The organism is Fibrella musci (genome assembly GCF_041321105.1).
Lineage (GTDB): Bacteria > Bacteroidota > Bacteroidia > Cytophagales > Spirosomataceae > Fibrella > Fibrella musci.
Window position 1 is genome coordinate 1,148,611 of sequence record NZ_JBGGWD010000001.1, and the last position, 13,025, is coordinate 1,161,635.

At 55.9% G+C, this 13,025-nt stretch carries 8 protein-coding genes; all 8 read right to left on the reverse strand.

The window, feature by feature from the left end; translation table 11 throughout:
* Positions 1-91: 91 nt before the first annotated feature.
* The 8 genes from ACAW74_RS04665 to ACAW74_RS04700 all read right to left on the reverse strand — a co-directional run bounded on the left by ACAW74_RS04665 (position 92) and on the right by ACAW74_RS04700 (position 12,706).
* Complete coding sequence (locus ACAW74_RS04665; protein ID WP_370697028.1) at positions 92-1,525, reverse strand: RagB/SusD family nutrient uptake outer membrane protein; 1,434 nt, start codon at positions 1,523-1,525, stop codon at positions 92-94.
* A 96-nt stretch (positions 1,526-1,621) separates the two neighbouring features.
* Positions 1,622-5,191 carry a SusC/RagA family TonB-linked outer membrane protein gene (locus ACAW74_RS04670; RefSeq protein ID WP_370697029.1) on the reverse strand — a complete coding sequence of 1,190 codons (3,570 nt, stop codon included), beginning with the start codon at positions 5,189-5,191 and terminating at the stop codon, positions 1,622-1,624.
* Positions 5,192-5,218: 27 nt separating this feature from the next.
* Complete coding sequence (locus tag ACAW74_RS04675; protein ID WP_370697030.1) at positions 5,219-6,256, reverse strand: FecR family protein; 1,038 nt, start codon at positions 6,254-6,256, stop codon at positions 5,219-5,221.
* 46 nt (positions 6,257-6,302) lie between these two features.
* Positions 6,303-6,953, reverse strand: coding sequence for an RNA polymerase sigma-70 factor (locus ACAW74_RS04680; RefSeq protein ID WP_370697031.1), 651 nt, complete (start codon positions 6,951-6,953; stop codon positions 6,303-6,305).
* A 199-nt stretch (positions 6,954-7,152) separates the two neighbouring features.
* A complete protein-coding gene (locus ACAW74_RS04685) occupies positions 7,153-8,073 on the reverse strand; it encodes an SIS domain-containing protein (protein ID WP_370697032.1) in 921 nt (306 codons plus the stop codon).
* Between the two features lie 17 nt (positions 8,074-8,090).
* Positions 8,091-9,020: a DMT family transporter gene (locus ACAW74_RS04690; protein WP_370697033.1), complete on the reverse strand. Its 930-nt coding sequence runs from the start codon at positions 9,018-9,020 to the stop codon at positions 8,091-8,093.
* Between the two features lie 73 nt (positions 9,021-9,093).
* Positions 9,094-10,029 carry an ROK family protein gene (locus ACAW74_RS04695; protein WP_370697034.1) on the reverse strand — a complete coding sequence of 312 codons (936 nt, stop codon included), beginning with the start codon at positions 10,027-10,029 and terminating at the stop codon, positions 9,094-9,096.
* A gap of 7 nt (positions 10,030-10,036) precedes the next feature.
* A complete protein-coding gene (locus ACAW74_RS04700) occupies positions 10,037-12,706 on the reverse strand; it encodes a glycosyl hydrolase-related protein (protein ID WP_370697035.1) in 2,670 nt (889 codons plus the stop codon).
* Between the last annotated feature and the right edge of the window lie 319 nt (positions 12,707-13,025).

Here is a 13,025-nt window from a genome sequence, read left to right on the forward strand (position 1 = left end):
TGTCGATCACGACTATCACTAAGATTCCTTTCCTTCGGGGCAGTTTCTTAACCGCCCCGAAGGAAAGGAACGTCCTTACTTTGCATCCGTGTTAATACCCTGGATTTTGCTTGATCTTGTCAGGATTGATATCGATCTGGCTTTGGGGAATCGGGAAGACCAGGTTATTCTCGGTCAGGGCCGTTTTGATGCCAATCGCGGCGGCTTTGGCCTGCAACACCGGCAGGGCACGCCCGGTACGTACCAGATCGAACCAGCGGTGACCCTCGAAGGCCAGCTCGACACGCCGTTCCTGCTCAATGGCCAGCCGCAGATCGGCCTGTGCAGTCACGGTTTTATCGGGCAGGCCAACCCGTTTCCGAACCTGATTCAGATAAGTCAATGCGTTGGCAGACTGGCTGGTTTCGTTCAGGGCTTCGGCATACATCAGCAACACATCGGCATACCGGAGCACGTACCAGTTATCCTCCGAATCGTTGTTGACCGTGGGCGGGTCGAGGTATTTGCGGATGTAATAATAATCGACCTTGACCCCCTGCGCATTGGTATAACTGGTGGCAAACGATACGCTTTTGCGTATATCGCCTGCCTCAAAGGCGCTTTCCAGATCTGTAGTGACCTGATTATTACCCGCGCCGCCAAACTGAATCACTGCGTTGCCCGAATTTTCGGGCGCATACTGGTTGGCCCAGTTACTGCCTTCACCGAGATTTCCTTTCTTATACTGCACCTCAAAAATAGACTCACGGCTGTTCTTGTTGGCCGGCTTAAACAGATCCGCATAGACAGGCAGCAGGCTGTAGGTGTTAGCGTCGATCACTTCTTTTAGCTTGGTGGCCGCTTCGGGGAATTTTCGCTGCGTTAGCAACACTTTGCCCAACAAGGCCTTGGCCGCACCACGCGTAGCCCGGCCGACGTCGGCCCCGGTATAGCGTTCGGGCAAAACCGCCTCCGCCTCGGTCAGGTCTTTGGTAATCTGCGCATACACGTCGGCGACCGGTGCCCGGCCGTAGGTGTACCCCTGTAGCGGATCGGTGATCTCCGTAACGACCAGTGGCACCGCGCCAAACGACCGTACCAGATTGAAATACATTAGCGCGCGCAGAAACTGAGCTTCGCCCGCAATCCGTTTTCTTAAGGTCTCGTCCATAGGTACGCCCGCCAGCCGGTCGAGGATACTATTGGTACGGTAAATACCCCGATAGCCATCGCTCCAGCGGGTCAGCAAAAACGGGTTGGTGGTGCGGAGGTAAAATTTATCGAATTCATCCTGATCGGTCACCGAGCCCGACAGTACAGGGCGGGTGTCGTCGGAGGGGATTTCGGCAAACACGTAGTTCTGCCCGTACTGCCCATTCGCCTGCAAAGCGCCATACGCCGCGTTGAGAGCGGTGAGCATGTCGGACTGGGTTTTGTAGAAAGAAGAGGTCCCCACCGCCGACACGGGCGACAGGTCCAGAAATTGGTCTTTGCAGGCTGTCAGGCTAAGTGTCAGCAGGCCCAAAAGAATATGTTTCGTCTTCATCGGAGAATATGAGTGAAAAGTGAAAGCGCAACCGCTTGCCATTCAGTTGGGGACGGTCAGTCCCGCCAGTCGGCTTCGTTGCCCTGATCAGAACGGTTAAAAACCCAGGTTCAGGCCCACGGTGTAGGTACGTGCCAGCGGATACGAACCATAGTCGACGCCACCCGTCAGCGGCCCTTCGTAGCCACTCACTTCGGGGTTGTACGACAGATACTTCGAGAACGTGATAGCGTTTTGCACACCGGCATACACCCGCACCGACTGCACTTTTATCTTCTTGAGCACCGCGCCAGGTACGTTGTAGCCCAGCGTGATGTTCCGAATACGGAAGTACGACGCGCTTTCGACCCACCGGCTCGACACCTGATTGTTGTTGCCCGTACTCCGGGTGTTGGCCCGTGGGGTTTTGCCATCGCCGGGAGCTTGCGCCGACTGCCAGCGATTCAACACCGTCGATAAGGAGTTGGCGTTGCCTTCCAGGTTTTCGTGGAACCGACGCGACAGATTCAGAATTTGACCACCCTGTACACCCTGCGCCACAATGTTCAGATCGAACCCTTTGAAGGAGAGCGAGTTGGTGATGCCGTAAATGAAATCAGGCTGGTTGTTGCCGATCAGCGTGCGGTCGTCGGCGTTCAGTTTACCGTCGTTGTTGACATCCGCAAATTTCACGTCGCCGGGGCGGCTGTCGGCAAAGTGCGGATAGCCGTCCAGTTCAGCCTGCGTCTGGAAAATACCCAGTTGCTGGTAGCCGTAAAAACTACCCAGCGGTTGGCCGATCACCGTGATGTTGGTCTCGCCCACGCCCGTACCGCTGCGGATGGCGTCGCCCGTGGGCCCGAGTGCCAGCACTTTGTTGCGGTTGAACGACAGGTTGAGGTCTGTTGTCCAGCTAAATCCGGTGCCGGTACCGTTGATGTTACGGGTCGATAGGGCAAACTCCATCCCTTTGTTTTCGACCTGACCGATGTTACGAACGGCCGTCGAGAAACCCGTCAGCGTGGGCACCTGCACCGACAGCAACAGGTCCGTTGTGATGCGTTGGTAGTAGTCGGCACTGAAGCTGATGCGGTTCTGAAACAACCCCAGATCCAGACCAATGTCGGTTTGGCGGCTCTTCTCCCAGCCCAGTTGCGGATTGGCAATACTGCTGGTTGCCAGCCCGTTGACCAACGCGTTGCCGAGGGCATAGTTGTCTTTGCTCAGTACACCGATGGCCGGATAATTGGACGTAAAGGCGTTGTTGCCCGACAACCCGTAACTAGCCCGGAGTTTCAGGTCCGAAATCACGGCCACCGATTTCATGAAAGGCTCTTCGATAATCCGCCAGCCAACCGACGCCGAGGGGAACGTTCCGAAGCGACTAGTTTGCCCAAACCGCGACGAGCCATCCCGCCGAACCGAGGCGTTGAACAGATACCGGTCTTTGTAATTGTAGGTGACGCGGGCAAAATATGAAGCCAGCGACCACTGATTGCGCGTTGAGGTGCCGCCCGTAATGGTCCCCGCGTTGACCGTTCTGACAATGTCATTGGGGAAATTATTGGCCAGTACCTGATTTTCCTCAAAGTCGTTCCGCTGCGATTCGAGGCCTACGAGAGCATCCAGGTGATGCGTCGTGTTGAGGTCTAGGGTATAGTTCAGCGTGTGGTTGGTCACCCAGTTGATATTCTGCGACGTGTAGGCTGAGCCGGTGCTGACGTTAGGCGGCAGCAGCTGATTCAAAGCGATGGCCGACGTCTGGTACTGATTCTGGCGCAGGTAATTCAGGTCGCCACCCAACGTACCCCGATACCGCAACGATTTCCAGATCGCCAGCTCGGCGTAGGCATTACCCAGCAAACGGAGTTGCGTAACCCGGTTGTCGACCTCCGTGATGTTGGCCACCGGGTTGGTGATGCCCGGCCAGTCGTAGGGGGCTGCGTAAAAAGCCTGCGAGTTGTAAGTAACACCGTTGGCCTGATAGATGGGAATGAACGGTGGTAGCGATAAAGCCGCGTTGATCACCCCGTTGCCAGCCCAGTGTCCGTCGGAATTGACGCGCTCTTCAGCCATGAATGTCGGGCTAAAGCTCAAGCCTATTTTCAGCTTCGGCGACAGTTGGGCGTCGATGTTTGACCGCACGGTATAGCGGTCGATGCCCGATTTTTTGATGACGCCGTCCTGCTTCAGGTAATTACCCGAGACGAAATACTGCACCTTTTCAGTACCGCCCGAGGCCGACAACTGGTAGTTGCTGATGGGCGCCCGCCGGAAGATCATGTCCTGGTAATCATAGGTCGTCAGACTGGACGGGTTATCGAAATTTACACCCGCAAACTCCCCCCGCGGATACCGATACCGCTGACCAGCAGGCCGGGCGCTGTTTGGGTCGGCCGCCGACGAGCCAGACACCCGCTCCAGGTAAGCGGTGTTGAACGCCTCCTTCGAAAACTCGGCAAACTGCTGCGCATTCAGCAAATCCATTTTCTTGCTGACTTCCTGGATGCCGGTGTAATAATCGAAGTTGATCCGGCTCTGCCCCGATTTGCCCCGTTTGGTCGTGACCATGATAACGCCGTTAGAGCCCCGCGAACCGTAAATGGCCGTCGCCGACGCATCTTTCAGCACGTCGATCTTGTCGATATCATTGGGATTCAACTGATTCAGCCCCCCAGCGTTGGTAAGTCCCCCCGAGTTGATGGGTTGACCATCGATCACCACCAGCGGCCCGTTCCCCGCACTGATTGAGCCAAGCCCCCGCACTTTAATCGATGGCGCGTTGCCCGGTGCACCGGTGTTCTGCTGAATCAATACCCCCGGCATCCGGCCCGTGAGCCCCTCAACCACGTTTGTAACCGGCTGATCCTTGATGCTTTGCGTTTGGATGGAGGCTACCGAGCCCGTCAGCTCGCGGCGGTTCTGGGTGCCATACCCCACCACGACCACTTCGTTCAGCGTTTTGTTATCGCCCGCCAGAGCCACATTTACCGACGTTCGGTTGCCCACCACTACTTCCTGAGAAGCATAGCCGATGAAGGAGAACACGAGCGTCAGGTTATTACCTGCATTCTGGTCAGGTACGTTGACGCGGTAGTTCCCGTCGCCATCGGTGGTAGTACCTCGGCTAGTGCCTTTTACCACCACACTCACACCGGGTAAGCCGCCGCCCGTAGCCTCGTCGGTAACGCGGCCGCTCACGACCTGATCAACGGCGGCAAGGGTCAACGTCTTGCCTTGCCCTTGTCCGGGCTGGCCAACCTCCTGTTGGTTCGTAACCGTGATGATACCCGGCTGCAACAAAGGCAGTTCGGTGGCATTGCCCAGCTTCCTGGGCTGAGTTTCGGCCACGATGATGTATACGCCTTTTTTTACCCGGTTATACCGTAAGCCCTGATCACCCAGAATCTTGGTCAGATTACTTTCCAGCGAAGCCGACAGGTCAACCATACCGACATTTACCAGATGGTCGCTCACCAGCCGGTCTTCAAACAGAATATCGACCTGATAGCGTACCTTGAACTGGTTCAATACCTCGCGGAGTTGACGTATCTGGGGCCGGGCCGTCTGATGCGTCGTTCGGGCAAACACTTTTGTCGTTGCCACAAATTGTGCCTGACCCGTATGGCCAGCCCCCAACAAAAGCGGGAGCACCGAGGCACAGAATAAGCGTACAGAGTACATCATGTTAGTGATTGGTTTTGTGGTTTAGCCTTATTCCGTGAAGGAGACACGGTCGTTGTCGCGGATATAATTGATTTGTAACAGCTGGGCGATCAGTTGCAGTAACTCATTGGCATTCTTGGCAGTAAAGGAACCCGATATAGTCCGGTTGCCTAACTGCACATTGTCAAGTGTAACGGTAAGGCCATAGTTGTCGTGGAGCATCTCAGCGATTTCCCGTAACGAGGTTTGCTCAAAGTCGAACCGATGATCTTTCCAGGAAGCCATGGCCTCCGGGTGAGCCGTTCGGGTCAGGTCCAGCTTGCCCTGCCGATTGAGCGTTACCAGGTCGCCGGGCTGCATCATCAGGGGCGGGTCTGTTTCCTGTTGGGTGGTTAGTTGAACCCGGCCCGACCGCAGCGCCACGCGGGTAGCCCGGTCCCGGCTGAATACGGTGAACTGAGTACCTAATACAGTAACATTCAGCCCTTTGGGCGTCACGACCACAAATCGCTGGTGGTTAGGCAAATGCCGGACCGAGAAGTCAGCTTCGCCCGTTAGTTCGACCGTTCGCGGGTTTCGATGAGCCTCATCGCTGACCAGCGTCCATTGGCCAAAGCCAAACCGGGGGTATCGCAATGCCGAATTGGCGTTTAGTGTCACCGCCGAGCCATCGGGCAGCGTCAGGCTGCGGGTTTCGCCAAATCCAGTCTGAACGGTCTGGTAAAGGAGCGTATCGCGAAACCGCCAGCCCCCGGCCAGCAGCACCAGTGCAACCGACGCCGCCAACAGCCCGCGCCGTTTTATTTCCCAACCCGCCCGACGAATCGTCCATGGCTTTACCTGGCTGGCTGTTTCCTGTTCGCCCTCCAACGATGCATTGTCAATACGCTGCATCGTCTTTGCATACATGGGTTCCCATTCGACGCTGAGCTGTAGGTGCCCCTGCTCCCACTCGTGCAGCCAGTGGTAGTATACGTCCCGATTGTCGGGTTTTGCCAGCCAGTCTTCCACCGACTTCTTTTGTAACGGACTTACCCGACCAGAGAAGTAGTCGAACAGGACCGCTTTGTTAACGAGGTCTTGCATAAATGACAGATAACCTGCTCAGCGCAGGCGGAGGAGGTTTTGGATGCTAGAAGGAAAGAAGATACAGGAGCGCTGTTGGCAGAAACACCCGGCGCAGGGCCTGAAGGGCACGGGCCATGTGGGCTTCGACGGTCTTGAGAGCCAAACCCAGTTCATCCGCGATTTCCTGGTTTTTTCGGTTTTCAAACCGGCTTAACAGAAAGACACGCTGGCACTGCGGTGGTAATTCATGAATGACTTTTTCGACCTGCTGAAAGGTCTCGTCATATTCGATAAGCGTCTGAGGCGTTTCGTCCTGCCCGGCTTCGTTAATACCCTCCAGAGACGTGGGCGCACGGTGCTGGGTCAATTCGTCGCGCAGGTAGTTGAAGGCCCGATGCCGGACGGCGGCATATAGGTACGTTCGGTAGCTGTACTGAACAGTAGCGTATCGTTCCGATTTCCAGAATTGATAAAACACCTCGGCCACGATGTCTTCGGCTACCTCACGGGTATACACAAAGCGTACGGCATGACTGCACAGCGAGCCATAATACAGCCGGAATAAGGCCTCAAACCCTTTTTGGGGCGAATAAGCAAAGGCGGCACGAACCAGATGCTCGTTATCAACGATAACGGTTGCCCGCTCTGCGTCGGGCCTGACGGGTCGTAGGTGATGGCCTGCATTCGGGGTAGAGTCACCTTCTGGGTTTGACATTGGCTGGCTGGTCAGGTGCCTGTATGACACGAAGAATCAATCTTACCCTTAGTCGGATACTACCTATTCTTAAATATATTCTTTCTTTTTTCACAAAATCCCATCCGTAAGGATCTCCAGCCCCCAACGATGGGATTGTCAATGTTCAAGTAGTGAGTTGACTCTTGTTTTTAACGTGTTCCTATAAGCTGGACACGGCTCAATCGGCCTCCGTGACCTTACCACCAACCACGAACGTTTCGCCTATCCCCAGTTTTTCGGCCATGTAGTAGGCCGCGAAGTTGAACGGCACGATGGTATGCAGGATCGAGAAATGCTCGTCTAGCTCTGGGGCTTCCACCGTGAATACGTGAGCACCCGCCTTCGCAACCATTTCCGACAGGCGCTGGGTACGTTCGTAGGTTGCCCCTTTTGCCATAATCTGGATGACGATACTGTTGTGGGCGGTTTCCTTCGGGCCGTGGTCGTATTGCGCCATAGGCAGGCCGTGAAAATTCAGCTTCGTGCTTTCGCTCAGGATCAATGCCGCCTCGTAGGCCGTACCGACATTAGGGCCACTACCCGTTACGTACATACCGTGGATGGGGTATTGATTCCGTACCGCCAGTAGCTGGTCGGCGAGGTGTTGGCCCTGCTGCCGATAGTGCTCAAACCTGTCGGCGAGCAGGGTCACGGAGGCTTCGGGCGAAAAGCCAAAGCCTTTAAACAGCGATACCAGCGTGTTTACGTACGTTTTCGACGACGAATAGTGCTCGTCGCCCGCCAGAATAGGCAACACACGGGCCACGTTCGGGGCCGTACACAGGTCGCTGTCGGTGTAGTTGGAGACGGCCACGTACTGGTCGAACAGGTCGCGGCACCAGAGCACTTCACTGCTTCGCCCCGACTGAGACAGCAGCACGGCCATCGGCTCTTTTTTTCCACGAGCCAGGTAGTAATAGTACTCCGAGGCCAGCTCGGGGTTAATGGGTACGCCCATGTACTTAAACGCCAGCGGAGCAAAGTACGACGAGCCCATGCCCAGGTACGTTACGTGCAGCGGCAGCGGCTCAACCGGGTTGTTCAAGGCATCGATGGCGCGGGCAGGAATCTCTAGAATTTCGTTCAGAACTGGGTTCATTGGTTTTACGTGTGTGGTTAACGTGGGGCAATGTCTGGCGTCGCGACTACTTTCTCTTTTTCGTAGGATAGCGTCAGGGCTCCGACGATGGCGAGGGCAATGCCCAGCGATTCGATTAGGGAAAGACTTTCGTGCAGAAAAATAATGGCTAGTATGATCGTAAATACCGGTTGCAAAGCTCCGGCAATGGTCGTCACTTTAGAGGCTTTTCCTTCGGCACTGTAGGCCGCGAAACTGGCCAGTACACCCAGTCCATTCAGCATACCGGCCAGCGAACCAAGACCCAGCGTTGTAGCCGAAAGCCTTAGGTCGACAAGGCCAAATGCCATGAATACCAGCGCAATAACTGCCGACGAGACAATGAAACTGACGTACGACCATTCAGCCGAAATGTGGTTGGTCGTTTCTTTCTGGGCGGCGCTGAACACACCCCAGAAGAACAGGGCAATGAGCGAATAGAGCAGCCACCGACGGTCGGCCCCGGAATCAAGGCCGAGGGTTTGGAAAAAAGCCGCCGGGTCATCGAACAGCAACGATTCGCCGGATAGCATCAGCACGGCAGGAATAGCCAGCAGAATGCCAACGCCGTTGATCCAGTTCAGCTTTTCCTTGAACACCAGCAGGGCTATGCCGATCGTAACGAGCGGATACAGGTTCGTGACGGGGATAACGATAGCCGCCAGTCCACCCGCTGTAAACGCCTGATACACGGCCACGTTGCCGATCACGGCCAGTACGCCCGCCACCAGGCCCCAGACGATCCCTTTTCGATTAGGCTGGGTACGTCTGACTTTGTTGAGAATCAGGGGCAGGGTAACCAGCATGCCGATACTAAACAGCAGGTGATTCGTAAACGGACTGACCTGATCTGAAATCAGTTTGGCCACCACGCCCCAGGTTCCCCAGAAAAACGCGGCCGCTATTGAATAGATAATCCAGGGATGCATTGGTAAAGAGATAAAGAGTGAGTGAGTAAGCAAGAGAGAGTGACAGTCTGTGCCGGTGACAGCCCGCCTTCTTTCACGCGTTGAAAAGCGCCGCACTGCCCAGAATACCGGCTTGTTCTTCCAGTGCTGATAGAACAATGCTGGTTTTGTAGGCTTTGAACGGATGGAGTAAAGCAGGGGTATACAACTGCTCCGTCACGGTATCGCCAAACACCGTTCGTAGGCCTTTGGCGATACCCCCGCCCAGCACAATGATGTCGGGCGCGTACAGATTGACGTAGTTATCGATCCCCGTTTTCAGATAACCGAGGTATTCCTGCACGATGGCGGCTGCGTGACTATTACCACCCTGCTTTTCGTTGAAAATCGTTTCGGCAGTCGCGGGCAGGGCTGGGTACGTTTGCAGCCAGCCGTGGCGGGTGGCGATATGAACCAGACCACTTGCCGAAACGAGCGATTCGAGACAGCCTGTTTTGCCACAGTAGCAGATTGTGTCGTTGGTCGTGATGGTCATGTGCCCACCCATATGCGCATAAGGCAATGGCCCGTCGAGCTTACCGCTGATCGTAAAGCCCAAGCCAAGGCCGGTTCCCAGCGTGAGGACCAGCACGCGGTCATGGTCCTTTCCCTGCCCGTACAGCGCTTCGCCCAGAGCTACTACCCGCGCATCGTTGTCGAGCAGGCAGGGCAGTTCATGTTGCTGACGGATATAAGGGGCCAGCGGGTAATCCTCCATGAATTCGAGGAACCCGTAGGTCGAATCCACGACACCACTGGCGAAAACAAAACCCGGCACGCCGATGCCCACGCCCGCCAGCTGGGTACGTTCGGCGGCGGCTCGGGCTTTGAGCTGGCCGATAGCTTCACCGATCCGCTGCAGAAACCGCTCCCCGTTTTTGGTCTCCGTGGGCGTAACGAGCATGGCCTCTACCTCGCCGCTGCTCAGGTTGACCAGTCCGATTTTGGTTCGGGTGCCGCCAATATCAATGCCGATTGCCAGTCTGGTCACCACAAAATCAGTTTGTCAGTTGCAGTCGATAGGTACTGAGTTGCGTCGGGGCCAGCCGGACGTTCAACTGCCTGCCGCCGGGTTTCAGTTGCAGCTCATTGGTTTCGATATGCGTGGTCTGCCAGGCTTGCCGAATGGGCATAGCTGCCGTCAGGGTTGGGGTAGCAGCCTGTCCAGGTACGTTCCAGAGGCGGGTAATCAGCCCCTGATCGATTCCCTCTTCGCTGGGTTTCACGCCCCAGAGCAGCACGTTCGGGTTATCCGTTTTCAGGAGTGAATACGTCGGGGCCGGGTACGTGTCTGCCGGACCGGTGACCAGCCCCGTTACCAGGGGGTTCTGGTGTTCGAGCGAAAATCTCATCGCTGTAACCGGGTCGAAACTGGCCGAATGGGTGGTCAGCGCAAACTGGTACAGAAAGCCAGTTTCGCCATTCTGCCCGCGAATACCCAGCACACCTTTATCTTCAACTTTGGTATCGACCTGCCCACCCGCCAGCGCATGAAGCTGCGGCGAGCTGCCCCATAATGAATCGATGGTGCTTTGGCCAAGCTTAAAGAAGCTGCAATCGACGTTCGAAAGCGTGATGCCGTACGTGGCCCGGCCGTAGGTAGGTTCGCTCAGGTCGGCAAAATGGTTGAACGTTTGCCAGTCGAGCCGGGCGTTGCGGGCGGCGTAGTGCCCCCCCTGCGTTTCTTTTTTGGCCGTCAGAATAGCGCCCAGCTCTTCGTGATGCGTAGTGGGGTTGGTCAGGTTAAACGAAAACGACCACGTTTTTACATCCTTGAAATTGGCCCGAATGCTGTCTTCGATCTCGATACGGGACGGGGCGGTCGGTCTGCCGTTGCGGCTGTTGGCAAACAGGGTTACCCGCACCGTGTGGGGTACCGGAAATGGCGACACGGCTTTCAGTGTCACCGATACTGGGCCCACGTTTTCGACCACGACGGGGTTGCCTGCATTGATATCCTCCACGCCCAGATCGTTCACGTATTTGCCGTTGAGTGCCTTCACCAGTTGGCGATTGTTCGCCTTTTGGTCGTAGAGCTCCGTGATGGCCCCCGACCGGCTGAGGCGTAACCGGTACGCACTGTTGCTGATGTATTCCGGTCCGCCGTTGCGGCCCGAAACCGTGGCGGCCACGGGGCGGGGCGTGGGTTTACCGGGAGCCAGTTCAAATACCCGGTAGCCAACCGATGGGATGTTCTCGGCCCAGATACGCAGAAACCGGCGGCCACCTCTGGTAATCAGCTGGCTGGCCACTTCTTTTTTTGTCGACAGATCGATTACCCGAATAGGGTACGTGCCGGTGTAGGCCAGATCGGCAACGTCATCACGGACCCAGCTAAGTGGGTTGAAGACATAGAACCGAGTGTTGGCTGCTTTCTTGAGTTGATTCCCCAGCGTTTTGGCAGCCAACACGAACAACGAATCGACATAGCCCGTAATCTGATGCTGAATCTTGTTTTGCCAGGTGGCCCGCACAGGCTGTTTCACCGGGCCGTCGGCCGTCCAGTTGTGTTCCCAATACATCCCGAACGATTCCCAGGCCAGCTCTTTAGCCGCTGTCAGGTGATTGGCGAAGTCGGGTTTCTTCAGCGCCACCAGCGAGGCCAGCGCTTCAGCCGCCCGCAGCTTTTCTGTTGACCGACGTACCCGGGCGGTGGTTTCGTTCATAGACGCGCAGTACAGATCCCATTCGTTGCCGTAGCTCACCGTTTCAGCCGCGAGGTTTGGATAGCTCCGGGCTACGTCTTCGAAGAAGTCTTCTTCGTTCGACACCCGCACCTTCCGGGTTGGGGTTGTTGCGTTGCGGGCCGCTTCGATAAACGGGTTAGAGACGAAGGTCGCCAGATCGTCCCAGCCATAGCCAAACGCCCCGGCGACCCTGAACGGGTACGTTGAGTTGGCAGAAACCGTGTCGCACAGGGCATCCAGTTTGTCAATGACCCGGCCGATTTCTTCGGTCTGACTGACGCCCGCGGGTCTCTTTTTGGGATACAGCCGACATTCGGCATAGCCTCCAAGCGGAGCGGTTGTTTTTTCGTTGTACGTATACCATTTCATCAGCACGCCCGACCCGTCCAGGCCGGCGTAGCGGTAGAGTTGATGACGGCGGTTATCGCGGTACTCGTAGGTCATCTGACTGCCGTAACCGCCGATTCCCTTGTAGCTGAATTTGGCGCCCGAACCCGCCCAGAGTGCGCTCAATCCCAGCGGAATGGTGTTGTTCTCCATCGTCTGCGCCAGCCTGAACCGAAGGTTGTGGGTACGTTCCAGGCTACCGGCGTAATACATGCCGCGCAGCACGGCTTCTGTCGGTTGTGCGCCATAGGTGCTCACCAGCGTATTGAGCGGGCTGCTGATATGCCCTGATTTGATGGCCGCCATGAGCCGGTTGAACTGGGCTGGTGAGCGGTATTTCTGGTAAGCGCGCAACCAGTAGCTCCCGTCGCAGTTGAAGCGTGCCTGAAAATCAGCGGGGTTGCTGCGGGTCGAGTCGATCTGGTGGAGATAGAAGTCGAGCATGTGCACAAACGCCGAGTCGTAGGTAGCTTCGTTTGCCGTCCACATGTAATCGGTATGATCGTCGTTGGCGATGTATAAACGATTGACAGGCTGACTTTTAGCCGAGAAGAAGCTGGCGTACAAGGCAAGAAAAAGAGCGCATTTTTTCATGAAGTTCAGTGGCGCTGCAGTTGTATGCAGATTTCGGATCGAATACTATTTCAGCTTTACCCGCCCAGGTATGCGTTTGTAAAACAGGGCAGTTTCTACTTTTTCCCTGTTTGGCAAGCTCAACTTCTTGTATAGTGTCGCGTAATCACGTTTTCGCTCGACCGCTTACATGAAGTAAGTATTAGTACCAAGCTACCATTACCCCCTTTTGGCTGTCGAGTTTGACGGCACTCAGACTTGGTTGATTTCGCCATTGTAAGCTTCCCCCAAAAACCCCTACTTTTTCCTGAAAGAGAAGACAACTGAAAGCAAACCGATT